Genomic DNA, 15,946 nt, shown 5'->3' with positions numbered 1-15,946 from the left:
CCACGAGCCGGGAACGATGACGCGACCGCGGGCGGCCGCGCAGTGAAGGGGTTGTCATGGCGGGCAAGCGCACCATCCTCACCGCGGGCCTGCGGCGGCTGTCGGTGCTGCTGACCGAGATGCGTGAGCAGGCGAATCTCACCAAGGAAGAGGTCAGCGCCAAGACCGGGATCAACGTGACCACGCTGTACCGGATCGAGCGCGCGCAGGCGCGGCCGCAACGGCGCACCCTGCTGACGATGCTCGACCTGTACGGCGTCGACGAGGCTCGCCGCAAGGACGCGCTGGAATTGCTGAGCGATGCGCAGAAGCCGGGGATGTCGCGGCCGTACGAGGCCAGTCTCACCGAAGTCTATGCGGCCTATATCAATTTCGAGTCCGTGGCGCTGTCGGCGCGGCACTACCAGACCTCCTATGTGCCGGGACTGTTGCAGACCGAGCAGTACGCGCTGGCGGTCATCGACACGACCATGCCCAAGGTCGACGCCGCGGTGATGGAGCGCCGGGCCCGCGCCCGGATGGACCGTGCCGCGGTCCTCACCAAGGACGATCCGCTGGAGCTGTGGGTGGTGCTGGACGAGGCCGCGATCCGGCGGGTGGTCGGCGGACCGGAGATCATGCGCGGGCAGCTGCACCGGCTGCTGGAAGAAGTGTTGAAGAAGAACGTGATCCTGCAGATCCTGCCGTTCGACGCGGGCGCCCATCCGGGCATGGCCGGTGCGTTCACCCTGCTGGACTTCCACGATCCGGCCGATCCGGAACTGGTGTATGTCGAGGGCATCGCGGGCGACGCGCTGATCGAGGGGCACAACGAGATCCGGCGCTTCGGCGTCATCTTCGATCAGCTGCGCGCCATGGCGTTGAGCCCACGCGATTCGGCCGCGCTGATCTCCGAGGCCGCGAGCGCCCTGAGCTAACGCCTGCTGGCCCGGCGGTAGCCGATCGCCGCGGGGATCGCGAACACCACGATCGCGCCCACCGACCAGGCCAGCGTCGCCAGCAGTGGTTCGCGCACCGGCCCGCCCAGCGACAGCCCGCGCATCGCGTTGATGGCGTGGCTCATCGGCTGGTACTCGACGATCGGGCGCGCCCAGCCGGGATAGGCGGCCAACGGCACGAAACCGGTGCTGAAGAACATCATCATCGACGAGCCCAGCGAGATCGCCTCCACCACCGCCGTTCTCGCACCGAACACCGCGACGGTGGTGACCACGGTGGCGAAGGCGAGCCCGAACAACAGCGGCACCCCCAGCAGCGCCACCGCCGCCGCGAAGCCCTGCTCGAACCGGAATCCCAGCGCCACCCCCACCGCGAACAGCACCACCGTGCAGGTCAGGATGCGAACACCTTCGGCAACGATGCGGGCCGCGAGACCGGAGGCCCGGTGCACCGGAAGCACCCAGAATCGGGCCAGCAGCCCGGCGTCGCGTTCGCGGCCGAGAGTGATCGCCCCGGCCAGCGAACCCGACATCACCCCGACCAGCGCCACCATCGGCACCGAGCCGTAGAGCGCGCTGGCACCGGAGAACGCCGAGATCTGGCGTCCGAGCACGGTCTGCAATATCACCAGCAGCAACGCCGGGAACAGCAGCGACTGCATGAGCGTGAGCGGATCACGCCACCAGCGCAGCAGCAGCCGCTGGGTCTGGATCAGCGTTTGCGGCACCACCCGGCGCAGCGACTCGGTGGATTCGCTGATCCTGGGCAGCTCGTGTACCCGGGTGGGCTCCGGCGTCGCGGTGGTCATCGCCTGCGCACCGATTCCGCGACGGCCAGGCTGCCGAAGACCAGCATCAACCCGCAAACCCAGGCCAGCGCCGGCCCCATGGTCGGCCAGTCCACCGCGCCCGCGTTGGCGGTGGAGTCACCCGCGAGGGCGCGCAGGGCGTCGATGAACCGGGAGATCGGCTGGTAGGTGGCGAAACCCTGGATCCAGGACGGGAATTGCTCGGCCGGGGCGAATCCCGTCGACACCATCCCCAGGATCAACTGCGGCAACACCAGGAACTGAGTGGTCGCCTCCGGGTTGCGGGTGAGCCGGCCCAGCCAGTCCGCGCCGAGCGCGAACGCCGCCGCGATCAGCAGGGCCAGCACGACGAAACCTGCCGTGTGCCACCAGCTGCCGTAGAACCGGAACCCGATCACCGTGCCACACACCACCGCCGCGGCCAGCGACACCGCGGTGCGGTACAGCGCCGCCGCCATCCGCGCGGCCAGCGGCACCGCCGCGGCGATCGGCATGGAACCGAATCGGGCGTCCAAACCGTCACGGGCATCGGTGGCCGCCCGCAGTGCCGCCGAGCCGGCGCAGAAGGCCACCGACTGCATCACGATCATCGGCATCAGGAACTGCGCGTAACTGCTGAGTCCGTGGCCGTAGAAGCTCATCACCAGGTTCAGCGGGACATAGAAGCCGAGGGTGAACACCGTCGGCGCGAGCACCGCGGTCAGCAGCTCGCCGTTGCGCCAGGACGGCCGGATCAGGCGGCGGGTGAGCACCCACCACTGCCGGACGGCGCCCGGATGCGCCGCCGTCCGGATCCCGGTCGGCGCGCTCACCAGCACGGTCCTGTGCTCGACACTCGCTCATCGTCCTCCGTTCGGGCGCCCGCGGCCATCACTTCGCGGTCACGGCGTGGTGGACGCATCGGTCCGGGCGTGTGAATTCCCACTGCCCGCGTGCCGACGACGGCCTGCACGACGCTTCGGCGCAGTGTGATCACCACCCGAAATCCGCTTCTGCCCAGCGGTTTCGAAGCCGCAGATGTTCGGCGTGCCAGACGTGCGCGAGCCCGCCACGAAGGTGACGGGACAAGTCCGGATCGGTAACGTGTTCGGCGATGAACAGCATGGAAGCCCGGTTGGGTGAGGCGGCGCGGACGGTACCGCTGCCGCACCCGTGGGACCTGAACGCCTACCTCGCTCAGGTGGCCGCCTACCGGAGCAGGCCGCTGTCGTTGCAGCCCGTCCATCGGTCGGCCCTGGCCGATATCGGTTGCGGCGGCAACGGGCTGTGGATCGCGCGCAAATACGACGACATCATCGTCTACGACGCGGCGGCATCGGGGCGCAATGCCGAGCACATCGTGTTGCACGCCGTCGGTCATATGCTGCTCGGGCACGGCGACCTGGACGGGCCCGCCGCGGAACTGTCCCCGGCGCTGGCCTCGGTGGTGTCGTCGATGTCGCCCGGCGCCGTCGCGCATGTGCTCGGCCGCGACGATTTCGGCCCCGAGCGCGAACGCGACGCCGGGGTGTTCGCGGAAATGACCATGGTGTACGCGACGCTGCCGCGTCGCAAGCAACGCTCGTTCCGGTTGTTCGGCCGCGGTCGTTAGCTGCGGCCTCCGCTCACCACTCCCCCGCCGCGTCGGGCAGTCGGCGGTTGCCGTCGAGCACTTCGATGATGAGGTCCTGGTAGCTGTCGGCCACCTCGTGCAGACGCACCCACGCGTCGTAGTACACGGTGTCGGGAGCGTGCGCCGAGGCCACGAAGGCCTGGACGGTCAGCTGCGCCATGCGGTCGACGATGCTGCCGACGGTCTCCGAATGCAGCCGGGCCGAACCGTGCGGGATCGGCGTCGCCAGCGTCACCCAGCGGTCGATGGCCCGCACCAGCTGACCGCGCCTGCGGTCCAGCTTCGCCAGGGCGCTCACGGGGGTGCGCTCGCGTTGCTCGTGCAGTTGAGTGAGCTCGCCTGCGGCGTCGAGCATCGGGTGATCAGCGTGCGGCAGCCCGCGGCAGGCGGCGAGCACCAGCTCTTTACTCGGGATCACCACGACCACCGCACCCTCGCGCCCGCGCGGCGCAGTAGCGAGCCGGGCCCCGGCTGTCGCCGCTGCCCCGGACCCGCTGCACCGTTCACCCCGATAGCGTCCACCACTTCCCGGCAGCCGTCACCGTTTTCCGCAACTCTCGGTGTCACCGAACCGCGAGCCGCCCGATTCGCCGGTTTCCGGCAGCGGTTCAGGCGGACACGCGCTCCGGTCCGCCGGTCAGGTAGTCCGGTCCGCCGACGTAGGTGGTGGTCCCGGACGTCGCGGTGCTCGAGGCCGCCGCCGCGACCGCCTCGGCGAATTCGGCGATCGTCGGCAGCTCGGCCTGATCTCGGCGCGCCGAGACCGCCGCCGGGTCGCGCCGCTCCAGCAGCCGCACGATGATGGTGCCGTCGATCATGTCCCCGGACACCACCAGCAGCCGGATCCCGCGCTCGGCCAGTTCCGGGATCATCGCGCGCAACGCGTCCTCACCGGCGCGTTTGCTCGCCGCGATGGGCTCGTAGTCGGCCGGCACCGGCTTACGGCCATGGAAGTGCGCCTGATGGCTGGTGACGAACACGATCCGGGACCCGGCGGGCATATGCGGTAGCGCCGAGCGCACCAGTCGCACTTGCGCGTCACGGTTGATGGTCATCGGGTAGTCCGGTGCGGCACCGCGTTCGAGCCCGCCCGAGGCATTGAGCACCAGCACGTCCACCTGCCCGTGCCGCCGCACCACCTCATCGATCATGGCCTGCGCGGACGCCTCATCGCAGATGTCGGCGCCCACGGTCGAGGCGGAACCACCGGCGGCGATGATCTCGGCCGCGAGGGCGTCGGCCCGCTTGCGCTTCTCACGGAAATTGATGACGACGTGGTCACCGCCCGCGGCCAGCACCCGGGCCGTCTCGGCGCCGATGCCACGCGACGCGCCGGTGATCACAACCGTGCGCCGTCCGGCCTTCGCCTCGGTCTCGCCCACCTCGCCTGCCTTCCGTCCGCGCCGCATCCCGGCCCAGTGCTTCTGATTTAGAATCACTATCGTAGTTCTGAATGAGAAGCGCAAGTGAGCCGACGCCGTCGCGCGGCCAGCACGATCCTGCCGACGCGCCGATGCTGGCCGCCATGGACCTGCTCGGGCAACGCTGGGTGCTGCGGGTGATCTGGGAGCTGGAACCGGGCAGGCTCGGGTTCCTCGAATTGCGCAGGCGGATGGGCAATTGCTCGTCCAGCATGTTGTCGACCCGTCTGCAGAATCTGCAGGCCGCGGGGCTGGTGACCAAGAACGCGGACAAGTCCTATGAGCTCACCGACGCGGGCGTCGAACTCGGTGAGGCGCTGGAACCGCTGTGGCGCTGGGCCGAACGCAGGCAACCCACGGTCCCCGACTCGCCGAGTGGGACCTGAGGTCCACTCGGCGAGTCGACGGCTCACTTGAGGCGAATGCTGGAGAAGTGCGCCGTCTTCGGCGTCGGCGCGGCGGTCAGGTACAGGGCGTCGGAATCTCCGAGCGACGCGCCGTCGCCGAACTCGAGCCCGCGCAGGCCCGGCACCCACAGCGGGGCACCACCGGTGTCGCGGAGGTAGTCGACGAACTCGCCGGTGGTGTCGTCGTAGGCCAGGATGTGGCCGGCACCAGCGGTATTGCCGATCAGCAACTTGCCGCTGAGCGGGCCGAAGGTGGACGGAGTCACGGTGACCGCCCACGGCGCGTTGAGCCTGCCACCGTCGTCGAGGATGCGCACCAGCGAACCGTCGGCCGCGAACTCGGCGACCTTGCCCTTACCGGGCTTGCCCGCGGCCGCGCTTTCACCGTCGGCGTCGGCCACCTCCCGCTCGCCCACCGCGAACTGCTCGGCGTCATCGGAATCGGGCCTGGTCACCGCGTACGAGACGAATACCCGGTCGCCGATGGTGGTGATATTGAACGGCGCCGGATCGCCCGGCACCGCCTTGCGGCCGAGTTCAGGCTTGTCCGCGTCGACCGCCTCGCCGGTGGCGAAGGGGTTGGCGAATCCGGACGTCGGCACCAGCTGCCAGTTCTTGTCGAAGGTGCGCACCTGGGGTTCGGCACCGAAATCGGCGGCCAGCAGCTTGTCACCGGAGGGCGCGAGCGCGATGCCATAGAACGCCATCTTCTGCGCCGACCCGTCGAAGACCAGGTTGGCCGGACCGTCGTGCCGGATGACGGCGCCATCGGGTGCGATATCGGTCCAGGCCGACAGCGTGCCCGAATCGGTGGCGATGATGTTGCGCGCCGAGCCCGTCAGCAGCAGCGGCGGCACACCCTCGAACGGCACCGGCTGATCGCGCACGACGAACGCATCCGAGTTCGGCGGCGCCGGATTCGCCACCACACCGGTCACGGTGCCGCCGCTCTTGTCGGAGGTATCGGCATCGGCGCCGGGCACGGTCATGGCCACGAAGCCGTCCTGGGACAGCGTGTGCAGCTCGGGCTTCGCCGCCGAGCGCACGTCACCGAGGAAACCGAAGGCCTTGCCGCCCGCGCCGACGAGGAAATGGCCGCCGGGACGATCGCTGAAACCCCACGCGTTCACCAGGTCGGACACGGTGACCGCGGCGTGGGCGTCCTTGTCGCCGGATGCCAACGCGGTGACGACGTACCGGTTGCCATCCAACGCGACCTCTCCGGTCGCGGCATCGGAGTCCGAGCAGGCCGCGGCGATCACGACCGCGGCGGCGAGCGCCGACACCCGCAGCAGGGTCGTGCGCGAGCGCCAGTTACCGGAATCGGCCCGGTGTCCGTACAGCATTCTTGTCCCTTCCGACAACACAGCCCCTCACCCATCGGGCGTCGCTCACCTTAGCGTGTAAGAAACCGGGGAGCCGGGAAACATCGTCTCGGCCATGGGTTTAAGCTGACCGCCGTGGTCGAACCCCAGCCGCCCGTCGCACCCCACCCCGCTATCGCCCCGCTGGCCCCACTGCTCGGCACCTGGCGCGGCGAAGGACATGGCGAGTATCCGACGATCGAGCCGTTCGACTACCTCGAGGAAATCCACTTCGGTCATATCGGCCGGCCATTCCTGACCTATCGGCAACGCACCCGCGCCGCCGACGACAACCGCCCGCTACACGCCGAAACCGGATATCTGCGGTGTCCGCAGCCCGATCGCGTCGAGCTGATTCTGGCCCATCCCACGGGTATCACCGAAATCTGTGAAGGCACGCTGAGCGTCACCTCCGACGAGATCCGCTTCGAATTCGAATCGACGAATATCGGCCTCAGCGGCACGGCGAAATCGGTCACCGCTCTCGGGCGCTCGATTCGGCAATCAGGCGACGTCATCGACTACACGCTGCGCATGGCGGCGGTGGGCGAACCGCTGCAACATCATCTGTCCGCCACATTGCGTCGCGCGTGAATCTTTCCCGAAACAACGTACTCGATAACAAGGCGGTCACGAATCGGCCGTGCCTCGAGTAACGATTTCCGGTCCGGCACACGGTCGCTCCACATTTTTCTTGTCTGCGCCTGCGCCGAGCGCTTAGGTTGGCCTCAACAGCAAACATTCGGTCACCATCTGGCGAATTCACTTGCCGCAACGAGGCTGCGACACGAGCTCTTCCCGCACACCCTGATTCGAGGGAGCCGGCCATGAAGCGTTCCACCCTTGTTCTCATCACTGCCGGAATGATTTTGGGCGGCGCCGGCGTCGTCGAAATCCTCGGCACCGACACGGCGGCTTCCGGTGGTGCCGTGCACCCGGCCGTGGTCCGTGACATTCAACCGGCCGGCGAATCCCCGCGAAGTTACCCGAACGCGACCGTCCAGCCGGACACCGCGACGCAACTGTTCTCCGTTGCCCATCATTTCGCCGCCCAGCAACCGGCAGGCTCGGCCGCGGACACAGCGCCCGCCGACGGCGCGCTCAGTACCCCGTGGGTAGCGCCGCGAACATATCCCGGGTAACGGCGACCGCGTTATCGGAGCTTCCGCCCTTCACCAGCAGCGTCGCGAACGCGAGGTCGCCGCGATAGCCCACGAACCACGAATGTGAACCACCCTCGACCTCGGCTTCACCGGTTTTGCCGTACACCTCGCCCTGATCGGCGATGCGGCCCGCCGTACCACCGGTGACGACCTTGCGCATCATCATTCGCAGGCCGTCGATCACCTCCGGATCGATCGATGGCCGCTCACCGTCCACGGTGGTCTCGCGCCCGGCGATCAGATACGGCACCGGCACCGAACCATTGGCCACAGTCGCCGCGACCAGCGCCATCGCGAACGGGCTCACCACCACCCGGCCCTGCCCGATACCGTCCTCGGCGCGCTGGACCTCGTCCTCGGCCGGTGGCACCGAACCGGACGCCGTCGGCAAACCCGCCACGGTGTATGTCGGCCCGATCCCGAAGGCCGCGGACATATCGTGCAGCGCCGAGGCCGGCAGCCCGCTGGCCAGTTTCGCGAACGTGGTGTTGCAGGAACGCTCGTAGGCGGTGGCCATCGGCACGCTGCCCACCGTGAACAGGTTGTAGTTGGGGATGGTGCGTTCACCGATCACGGTCTGGCTCGGGCACGGCAGCACGGTGTCGGGGGTGGCCAGGCCTTCGTCGATGGCGGCCGCCGCGGTGACGGTCTTGAACACCGACCCCGGCGGGTACTGGCCGATGGTCGCGATCGGTCCGTCCCGGTCGGCGGCCTCGTTCTGCGCGACGGCCAGAATCGCGCCGGTCGACGGCTGAATCACCACCATCATGGTCTGCTCGGTGCGCAGCGACACCGCGCGCTGGGCGGCGTTCTGCACATTGCGGTCGACGCTGAGCGAGAACGACGGCGCCGGCTGCGCGGCCACCTCGGTCAGCACCCCGACCTGCGCACCGTTGGCGTTCTCGAGCACGACGCTCCAGCCCGCCTTGCCGTCGACCTCGTCGATCACGGTCTGGCGGACCTGCGTCATCAGGTCGGGTGCGAACTCACGCTGGGTGGGGACCAGATCCCACTCCTGGGTCAGCGTCACTCCCGGCAGGCCGATGAGTTCGATGCTCACCTGGTCGAATTCGAACTCGCTCAGCTTCGCGACGGTGTAGGCACCCTGCGCCTGCCGCGCCGCGTCGAGGATGGCCGACGCGGTGAGGTCTTTGTCGAAACGGATCAGCGCGGCCGAGAGCGCCTGCGCCACCGAACCCGGGTCGGTGGCGTCGGCGGTGCGGAACACCACCCGCGACACCTTGCCGGGCACCAGCACATCGCTGCCGGATTGTTCGTTGACCCTGGCCCGTGGCGCCGGTTCGGCGCGCAGCTCCATCTTCTGGGTGTCGCCGAGTTCGGGGTGGATGTTCGACGAGGTCCAGCGCACCGTCCAGCGTCCGTCGGTGCGGGCCATCTGCAATGTGCCGGAGTAGGTCCACACCCGGTTCTTCGGCAGCACCCATTCGTAGGTGTAGTCGACGGTCGCGGTGTCGCCGGTGACGCGGGCAGCGCCGGTACGTGCGCTCAGCTGTTCGGCCTGCAAACCCTCCCACGCCGAAGCCAAGGCCTGCCGTGCCGGTTCGGGTCGGCTGGTGTGCGCGGCGGCCGCGTCGACATCGTGGGCGGCGAAAGCGCTGACGAAGGCCTCGGCTGCCGCGGCCGGCCCCTGCGGGCCCGCCGTGCAGCCGGTTGCGGCGACCGCGAGCGCGGCGACGGCAAGCACGAGGAACACGCGAATCGACATCGGCACCGATGGTAGCGGCCATCAGCGGGCAAACACCTGTGGCGCACCGCAGTTCGGGCCGGGCGACCTCAGTCGAGCAGCACGGTGGTGAAGGTGGCGATCTGCCGGAACCCCACCCGGCGGTAGGCCTTGCGCGCGATCTCGTTGTAGTCGTTGACATACAGGCTGGCAGTGCGCCCGGAGGCGATCACCGCATTGGCGACAGCAGCGGTCCCCGCGGTGCCGAGGCCGTTGCCGCGCCGATCGGGATGCACCCACACACCCTGGATCTGGCCGGTGCGCCGCGACAGCGAACCCACCTCCGCCTTGTACACCACACGCCCGTCCTCGAACCTGGCCCAGGCGCGGCCGGATTCGATCAAACCCGCGACTCGGCGACGGTAGCCGCGGCCGCCGTCACCGGCACGCGGGTCGACGCCGACCTCCTCGATGAACATGGCGATGGCGGCTTGCAGATAGCGGTCGAGTTCCTCCACCCGTACCCGGCGCACCTGCGGATCGGGTGCGGCCGCGGGCGGCTCGTCCAACGCGAGCAACGGCTGGTCGGCCCGCAGTTCGCGTGCGGGACCCCAGTGCTGGGCCAGCATCTCCCACAGCGGCAGCGCCAGCTCTTGCCTGCCGACCACCGAGGAGCAGACGCGGGGCCAGCGGATGGCCCGTTCGGCGAAGGCGCGCAACGCGTCCTGATCGCCGAGCAACGGAACCAGGTTGACCCCGGAGAAGCACAGCGACTCGGCCGGCCCGCCGCGACTCCACAGCTCACCCAGCCCGCCGCTGCTATCGATACCGAATTCCTGCAACCGGGCCGCGACCATACAGCAGGCCACGGGATCGGCATCCAGCACTCGCAGGACCTGCGCCAGGTCCCGCTTGGCGAGCTGACGCGCGGGGAGATTCTTCGCGCGTCGCGTCGGCTCCAGCAGACTCCGCACGTCTCACAGCCTGCCATGAACCGGGGCCGCGCGCCCCGGGTATGCCGAAACCCCTGGTCCGGTGCGGGGTTCAGCCGACGGTGACGACCGGTTCCCCGGCGCCGACATCCTCGCCCATCTCCTCGGCGATGCGCATGGCCTCTTCGATCAGGGTCTCCACGATCTGCGCTTCCGGCACGGTCTTGATGACCTCGCCCTTGACGAAGATCTGTCCCTTGCCGTTGCCGGAGGCGACCCCGAGATCGGCTTCGCGCGCCTCACCCGGCCCGTTGACGACGCAGCCCATCACGGCCACCCGCAGCGGCACCTCCATGCCCTCCAGTCCGGCGGTCACCTCGTTGGCGAGGGTGTACACGTCGACCTGGGCGCGCCCGCAGGACGGGCACGAGACGATCTCGAGCTTGCGCGGGCGCAGGTTCAGCGATTGCAGGATCTGGCTGCCGACCTTGATCTCCTCCGCCGGCGGCGCCGACAGCGACACCCGGATGGTGTCGCCGATGCCCTCGCTCAGCAACGCACCGAAGGCCACCGCCGACTTGATGGTGCCCTGGAAGGCCGGACCCGCCTCGGTGACGCCGAGGTGCAGCGGGTAATCGCATTGCGCGGCCAGCTGCCGGTAGGCCTCCACCATGATCACCGGGTCGTTGTGCTTGACCGAGATCTTGATGTCGCCGAAGCCGTGCTCCTCGAACAGGCTCGCCTCCCACAGCGCCGACTCCACCAGCGCCTCGGGGGTGGCCTTGCCGTACTTCTCCAGCATCCGCTTGTCCAGCGAACCGGCGTTCACGCCGATGCGGATCGGGATGCCCGCGTCACCGGCCGCCTTGGCGACCTCCTTGACGCGGCCGTCGAATTCCTTGATGTTGCCGGGGTTCACCCGCACCGCGGCGCATCCGGCGTCGATCGCGGCGAAGATGTAGCGCGGCTGGAAGTGGATGTCGGCGATCACCGGGATCTGCGACTTGCGGGCGATGGTGGCGAGCGCGTCGGCGTCTTCCTGGCGCGGACAGGCCACCCGCACGATGTCGCAGCCGGACGCGGTCAGCTCGGCGATCTGCTGCAATGTCGCGTTGACGTCGTGGGTCTTGGTGGTCGTCATCGACTGCACCGAGATCGGGTGATCGCTACCCACACCGACGTTGCCCACCATCAGCTGACGGGTCTTGCGGCGGGGAGCCAGCACGGCCGCGGGCGCGGTCGGCATCCCCAATCCGATTGTGCTGGTCACCTTCGGCTGCCTGCTTTCGTCTGGTTCGGGCCTACTCGCCTGCGAGTCTAGTCGCGCACCGGCGACGTTCTCGTGTGACCACCGTGACAGCGCGACGGCCATCCGCCGAACATCCGGCGCGCCGGTCAGGGGAATAGTTCGATCGGGTTGACGATGTCGGCGACCAGCGTCAACACCATGTACGCACCACCGATCACCACCGCCACATAGGTCACCGGTAGCAACTTCAGATAGTCGACCGGCGCACCAGGCGCCAGCCCCTTCCAGCCGCGGACGGTGTTGCGCAGCTTCTCGTAGAGCACCACCGCGATATGCCCGCCGTCCAGCGGAAGCAGCGGCAGCAGGTTGAAGGCGCCGAGGAAGAAGTTCAGGCTGGCCAGCACCAGGATGAACAGGCCCCACAGGCCGCGCTCTGCGGTCTCGCCACCGATCTTCGAGGCACCGTACACGCTCACCGGGGTTTCCGGGTCGCGCTCGCCGCCGGTGACAGCGGTCCACAGGTCGGCCACCTTGGCCGGCATCTTGGCCAGCGATTCGAAGGTGCGCACGAACATGTCGCCGGTGAAGGCCCCGGCCGCCGGGATGGCGGCCAGCACGTTGTACTTGACCGGCTCGTAGTAGTCGGAGCCGACGCCGACCGCGCTCACCTCACGTCCGGGCCCACCGTCGGACGGGTAGCGGATGACGCGTTCGGGGGTGACCGGAATCGTCAGGATCTGGCCGTCACGCTCGATGGTGTAGGTGAACGGCCCGGTCTGGTTCTGGGTCTCGGTCTGGAACTCCCGCCAGGTCTCGACCTCGACACCGTTGACGGCCTTCACCACGTCACCGCGCTGTAGCCCGGCCCGCTGCGCCGGTCCGGTGCCGGTGCACTCGGCCAGCGTGCCGTCCGGATTCTGCGGGGCGACGCAGCTCATCTCGCCAAGCGCGGTGGCCGGTGGCTGGTTGAAGTTGGGCAGCCCCCAGCCGACGGCGAGCACCACCACCAGCAGGAAGCCGAGCAGGAAGTTCATCGCGATGCCGCCGAACATGACGACCAGGCGCTTCCAGGTGGCCTGGCGATACATCGCCCGGTCCAGCTCCTCGGGTTCGAGCTCGTCGAGCGCGGTCATACCCGCGATATCGCAGAACCCGCCCAGCGGCAGCGCCTTCAGGCCGTACTCGGTCTCACCGCGCCGGAACGAGAAAATGCGCGGCCCGAAGCCGATGAAGTAGCGGCGCACCTTCATCCCGGTCGCTTGTGCGGCCCACATATGCCCGCACTCGTGTAGTGCGATCGAGATCGTGATGCCGAGGGCGAACAGCGCGAAACCGAACGCGAACACCATTTGCTCTACAGCCCTCCTGCGTTGCGCAGCTCGTCAGTTCCCGGCACGCACGCGTCCTTGGTCGGCCGCGAGCACGCGTCCACAGTACCGGCAGCGTTCGGCGGTGACCGGACGCGACTACCTGGCGGCACTCGGTCCCGGCGGTGCGAGCCGAGCCGGGACGGCGATCTTCGGCAGCGGAGCGCGCGTGCCGACTAGGTGAGCACCAGTTTCCGCGCGTACTCACGCGCCCAGGCGTCGGCGGCGAGCACTTCCTCGAGGCTGGTCGGTTCGGCGCGCCAGTCGTCGGCGGCGGCGACCGCGAGGCCGACGGTGCGCACGATCTCGGGGAACCGGATCGCACCGTCGAGGAAGGCCTGCACCGCGACCTCGTTGGCCGCGTTGTACACCGCCGTCACGCAGCCGCCCGCGGTACCGGCCTGCCTGGCCAGCTCCACCGCGGGGAAGACCTCGTTGTCCACCGGCTCGAATTCCCAGGTCGTGGCGGTCGAGAAATCGCAGGCCGTCGCGGCGCCGGGCACCCGGTCGGGCCAGCCCAGCGCCAGCGCGATCGGCAGCTTCATATCGGGCGGGCTGGCCTGGGCCAGGGTCGAGCCGTCGGTGAAGGTGACCATCGAGTGCACGATCGACTGCGGATGCACGGTGACGTCGATGCGGTCGTACGGAATGCCGAACAGCAGATGGGTTTCGATCAATTCGAGGCCCTTGTTCACCAGCGAGGCCGAATTGAGCGTGTTCATCGGGCCCATCGACCAGGTGGGATGGGTTTTCGCCTCGGCCGGGTTCACCGCTTCCAGCATCTCGGTGGTCCAGCCACGGAACGGGCCACCGGAGGCGGTGAGGATGAGCCGGTCCACTTCCTCGGCGCGCCCGCCGCGCAGGCATTGCGCCAGCGCCGAATGCTCCGAATCCACCGGGACGATCTGCCCGGGCGCCGCGGCTCTCGTCACCAGCGAGCCACCGGCGACCAGGGATTCCTTGTTGGCCAAGGCAAGCCGGGCACCCGACTGCAACGTCGCCAGCGTCGGTTCCAGGCCCAGCGAGCCGACCAGCGCGTTCAGCACCACATCGGCCTCGGTGCGGCGCACCAGTTCGGTCACCGCGCCCGGACCGCCGAGTTCGACACCGAGCCGCTGGGCCGCGGCCGGATCGGCGACCGCCACATTGGCGGTGCCGGTGGCCGCCATCTGCGCGGCCAGCAGATCGGCACTACCGCCGCGCGCGGCCAGGCCGACCACCTCGAACTTGCCGGGGTTGGCGGCGATCACCTCCAGCGCCTGGGTTCCGATGGAACCGGTGCTGCCGAGCAGGAGAACTCTTACGACGTCGGACACCCGCACATTCTGACCGACACCGCACCCTGCTGGCTACGACGACCGGTCGTATGCCACGATATCGGGCAGTATCCGATTCTCGAGCTGAGGAGCGATCGTGGCCGCCACGGAACTCGAAACCACCACCAGTGACCGCGCCGTCACCACCGTGGATCCCGCTGAGGTTCCGTCGGCCGCATGGGGCTGGAGCGGCGAGTCGCGGCGCACCTTCCGGGTCGCGGGCTGGATCGTCGTGCTCGCGCTGCTGGCGATGCTGTTCGAGGGCCCGCAGGGCGCCTCCTCGGGTACCGGCAACGTCGGCTACATCTTCCTCATCGCCTCCGCCGTCGGCCTGGCCATCATCCTCATCCGCGACAGCATCCTGCGCCGCAAGCCGCGCTAGTCCCAGCGAGCGCGTACTCGATCACCGGTGCCCCGGCGGCGCGGTCTCCCGACCGCCACCCGGGGCACAGTCCACTTCGAACGGCTCAGCCTTCGGCTGCCAGCTGCCCGCAGGCCGCCGCGATCTCCTGACCACGGGTATCGCGCACCGTGCACGGCACACCCTTGGCATTGACTCGCCGCACGAATTCCTGTTCCACCGGCTTCGGGCTGGCATCCCACTTGCTGCCCGGAGTCGGGTTCAGCGGGATCACATTGACGTGCACGCGCGAGCCCAGCGCCTTGTGCAGCTTCTCCCCCAGCATGTCCGCCCGCCACGGCTGATCGTTGATGTCGCGAATCAGCGCGTACTCCACCGACACTCGGCGACCGGTCTTGTCGGCGTAGTAGCGGGCGGCGTCGAGCACCTCGGCCACCGGCCAGCGGTTGTTCACCGGCACGAGTGTGTCGCGCAATTCGTCGTCGGGGGTGTGCAGCGAGACCGCCAGCGTCACCGACAGGCCTTCATCGGCCAGTTTGCGGATCGCGGGTGCGAGGCCGACGGTGGAGACCACCACGTTGCGTTGGGAGATGCCGAGACCGTCCGGCGCCGGTGAGGTGATGCGACGCACCGCGTTCAGCACCCGCTTGTAGTTGGCGAGCGGCTCGCCCATACCCATGAAGACGATGTTCGACAGCCGGCCCGGACCGCCGTGCACCTCGCCGTCCCGCAGTGCGGCGGCCGCGGCCCGCACCTGGTCGACGATTTCGGCCGTCGACAGGTTCCGGGTCAGCCCGCCCTGACCGGTCGCGCAGAACGGGCACGCCATACCGCAGCCGGCCTGGCTGGAGATGCACAGGGTGGCCCGGTCCGGGTAGCGCATGAGCACGCTCTCCAGCAGGGTGCCGTCACCGGCCCGCCACAGCGTCTTGCGGGTATCGCCGCCGTCGCAGGCGACATGCTTGACCGGGGTCAGCAGCGGCGGGAACAAGGCCTCGCCGACCTTCGCGCGCAGCGGCGCGGGCAGGTCGGTCATCTGCTCCGGGTCGGCCTGCAACCGCCCGTAGTACTGGCGGGCGATCTGGTCGGCGCGGAAGGCGGGCAGCCCGAGTTCGGCCATCGCGGCGCGGCGGCCGTCGGCATCCAGATCGGCCAGGTGGCGCGGCGGCATCCCACGGCGCGGGGCATCGAAAACCAGGGGCAGGGAGACGGTCATAGTTTCTCCAGTGTCCCATCCCCTGGGCCGTCGACCACATCACATCCCCTCGACGGACCCGCTGAGGCGGTAGGAGCGCGCCGTAAGGCGGGAAATCCGTGCGTTGG

Annotated in this window: 17 protein-coding genes; 6 read left to right on the top strand and 11 right to left on the bottom strand. The window is 69.0% G+C overall.

The features are described from left to right. Positions 1-56 precede the first annotated feature (56 nt). Complete coding sequence (locus FEK34_RS08090) at positions 57-917, top strand: helix-turn-helix domain-containing protein (RefSeq protein WP_138447223.1); 861 nt, start codon at positions 57-59, stop codon at positions 915-917. On the opposite strand, the gene FEK34_RS08085 is transcribed toward FEK34_RS08090, so the two are convergent. After that, a complete protein-coding gene (locus FEK34_RS08085) occupies positions 914-1,747 on the bottom strand; it encodes an ABC transporter permease (RefSeq protein ID WP_138447222.1) in 834 nt (277 codons plus the stop codon). The genes FEK34_RS08090 and FEK34_RS08085 overlap by 4 nt on opposite strands. Continuing rightward, positions 1,744-2,559 carry an ABC transporter permease gene (locus FEK34_RS08080; RefSeq protein ID WP_138447221.1) on the bottom strand — a complete coding sequence of 272 codons (816 nt, stop codon included), beginning with the start codon at positions 2,557-2,559 and terminating at the stop codon, positions 1,744-1,746. Before FEK34_RS08080 ends, FEK34_RS08085 begins: the two co-directional genes overlap by 4 nt. Before the next feature lie 281 nt (positions 2,560-2,840). On the opposite strand from FEK34_RS08080, the gene FEK34_RS08075 reads away from it, so the two are divergent. Beyond that, a complete protein-coding gene (locus FEK34_RS08075; RefSeq protein WP_249358861.1) occupies positions 2,841-3,338 on the top strand; it encodes a hypothetical protein in 498 nt (165 codons plus the stop codon). A gap of 13 nt (positions 3,339-3,351) precedes the next feature. Here FEK34_RS08075 and FEK34_RS08070 read toward each other — a convergent pair whose 3' ends face one another. After that, positions 3,352-3,780, bottom strand: coding sequence for a DUF4254 domain-containing protein (locus tag FEK34_RS08070; RefSeq protein ID WP_249358859.1), 429 nt, complete (start codon positions 3,778-3,780; stop codon positions 3,352-3,354). Between the two features lie 187 nt (positions 3,781-3,967). Next, on the bottom strand, positions 3,968-4,741 hold the full coding sequence (locus FEK34_RS08065; RefSeq protein ID WP_138447220.1) for an SDR family oxidoreductase: 774 nt from the start codon (positions 4,739-4,741) through the stop codon (positions 3,968-3,970). Positions 4,742-4,812: 71 nt separating this feature from the next. Here FEK34_RS08065 and FEK34_RS08060 point away from each other — a divergent pair, with 71 nt between their 5' ends. After that, positions 4,813-5,166, top strand: a complete 354-nt coding sequence (locus tag FEK34_RS08060; protein ID WP_249358857.1) for a winged helix-turn-helix transcriptional regulator — start codon at positions 4,813-4,815, stop codon at positions 5,164-5,166. Positions 5,167-5,189: 23 nt separating this feature from the next. On the opposite strand, the gene FEK34_RS08055 is transcribed toward FEK34_RS08060, so the two are convergent. Continuing rightward, positions 5,190-6,533, bottom strand: a complete 1,344-nt coding sequence (locus FEK34_RS08055; RefSeq protein WP_138447219.1) for a TIGR03118 family protein — start codon at positions 6,531-6,533, stop codon at positions 5,190-5,192. Between the two features lie 114 nt (positions 6,534-6,647). On the opposite strand from FEK34_RS08055, the gene FEK34_RS08050 reads away from it, so the two are divergent. Further along, on the top strand, positions 6,648-7,145 hold the full coding sequence (locus FEK34_RS08050) for a peroxynitrite isomerase (protein ID WP_138447218.1): 498 nt from the start codon (positions 6,648-6,650) through the stop codon (positions 7,143-7,145). Positions 7,146-7,378: 233 nt separating this feature from the next. Then, positions 7,379-7,693: a hypothetical protein gene (locus tag FEK34_RS08045; protein ID WP_138447217.1), complete on the top strand. Its 315-nt coding sequence runs from the start codon at positions 7,379-7,381 to the stop codon at positions 7,691-7,693. On the opposite strand, the gene FEK34_RS08040 is transcribed toward FEK34_RS08045, so the two are convergent. From FEK34_RS08040 to dxr, 5 genes are all read right to left on the bottom strand, one after another. Beyond that, a complete protein-coding gene (locus FEK34_RS08040) occupies positions 7,653-9,440 on the bottom strand; it encodes a penicillin-binding transpeptidase domain-containing protein (protein ID WP_138447216.1) in 1,788 nt (595 codons plus the stop codon). The genes FEK34_RS08045 and FEK34_RS08040 overlap by 41 nt on opposite strands. Before the next feature lie 68 nt (positions 9,441-9,508). Next, positions 9,509-10,372, bottom strand: coding sequence for a GNAT family N-acetyltransferase (locus tag FEK34_RS08035; protein WP_138447215.1), 864 nt, complete (start codon positions 10,370-10,372; stop codon positions 9,509-9,511). Between the two features lie 70 nt (positions 10,373-10,442). After that, positions 10,443-11,600, bottom strand: coding sequence for a flavodoxin-dependent (E)-4-hydroxy-3-methylbut-2-enyl-diphosphate synthase (ispG, locus tag FEK34_RS08030; RefSeq protein WP_138447214.1), 1,158 nt, complete (start codon positions 11,598-11,600; stop codon positions 10,443-10,445). 125 nt (positions 11,601-11,725) lie between these two features. Further along, the gene (locus FEK34_RS08025) at positions 11,726-12,928 is read right to left on the bottom strand and encodes a M50 family metallopeptidase (protein WP_138447213.1); all 1,203 of its coding nucleotides are present in this window, start codon (positions 12,926-12,928) and stop codon (positions 11,726-11,728) included. A gap of 194 nt (positions 12,929-13,122) precedes the next feature. Further along, the gene (gene dxr / locus FEK34_RS08020) at positions 13,123-14,262 is read right to left on the bottom strand and encodes a 1-deoxy-D-xylulose-5-phosphate reductoisomerase (RefSeq protein ID WP_138447212.1); all 1,140 of its coding nucleotides are present in this window, start codon (positions 14,260-14,262) and stop codon (positions 13,123-13,125) included. Between the two features lie 97 nt (positions 14,263-14,359). On the opposite strand from dxr, the gene FEK34_RS08015 reads away from it, so the two are divergent. Continuing rightward, the gene (locus FEK34_RS08015) at positions 14,360-14,644 is read left to right on the top strand and encodes a DUF2631 domain-containing protein (RefSeq protein WP_138447211.1); all 285 of its coding nucleotides are present in this window, start codon (positions 14,360-14,362) and stop codon (positions 14,642-14,644) included. An 85-nt stretch (positions 14,645-14,729) separates the two neighbouring features. Here FEK34_RS08015 and rlmN read toward each other — a convergent pair whose 3' ends face one another. Further along, complete coding sequence (gene rlmN, locus FEK34_RS08010; RefSeq protein ID WP_138447210.1) at positions 14,730-15,839, bottom strand: 23S rRNA (adenine(2503)-C(2))-methyltransferase RlmN; 1,110 nt, start codon at positions 15,837-15,839, stop codon at positions 14,730-14,732. Between the last annotated feature and the right edge of the window lie 107 nt (positions 15,840-15,946).

Origin of the sequence: Nocardia cyriacigeorgica, from assembly GCF_005863245.1 — a bacterium.
GTDB classification, from domain to species: domain Bacteria; phylum Actinomycetota; class Actinomycetes; order Mycobacteriales; family Mycobacteriaceae; genus Nocardia; species Nocardia cyriacigeorgica_C.
Note: the sequence above shows the minus strand (reverse complement) of the source record. Positions and strands in the feature narration are given on the sequence as shown.

What these genes read in the sequence shown, in the direction of transcription:
- FEK34_RS08045 (WP_138447217.1), top strand. Translation starts at nt 7,379, where the DNA reads ATGAAGCGTTCCACCCTTGTTCTCATCACTGCCGGAATGATTTTGGGC.
- FEK34_RS08075 (WP_249358861.1), top strand. Translation starts at nt 2,841, where the DNA reads ATGAACAGCATGGAAGCCCGGTTGGGTGAGGCGGCGCGGACGGTACCG.
- FEK34_RS08040 (WP_138447216.1), bottom strand. Translation starts at nt 9,440, where the DNA reads ATGTCGATTCGCGTGTTCCTCGTGCTTGCCGTCGCCGCGCTCGCGGTC.
- FEK34_RS08090 (WP_138447223.1), top strand. Translation starts at nt 57, where the DNA reads ATGGCGGGCAAGCGCACCATCCTCACCGCGGGCCTGCGGCGGCTGTCG.
- FEK34_RS08060 (WP_249358857.1), top strand. Translation starts at nt 4,813, where the DNA reads ATGAGAAGCGCAAGTGAGCCGACGCCGTCGCGCGGCCAGCACGATCCT.
- FEK34_RS08055 (WP_138447219.1), bottom strand. Translation starts at nt 6,533, where the DNA reads ATGCTGTACGGACACCGGGCCGATTCCGGTAACTGGCGCTCGCGCACG.
- FEK34_RS08025 (WP_138447213.1), bottom strand. Translation starts at nt 12,928, where the DNA reads ATGGTGTTCGCGTTCGGTTTCGCGCTGTTCGCCCTCGGCATCACGATC.
- FEK34_RS08085 (WP_138447222.1), bottom strand. Translation starts at nt 1,747, where the DNA reads ATGACCACCGCGACGCCGGAGCCCACCCGGGTACACGAGCTGCCCAGG.
- rlmN (WP_138447210.1), bottom strand. Translation starts at nt 15,839, where the DNA reads ATGACCGTCTCCCTGCCCCTGGTTTTCGATGCCCCGCGCCGTGGGATG.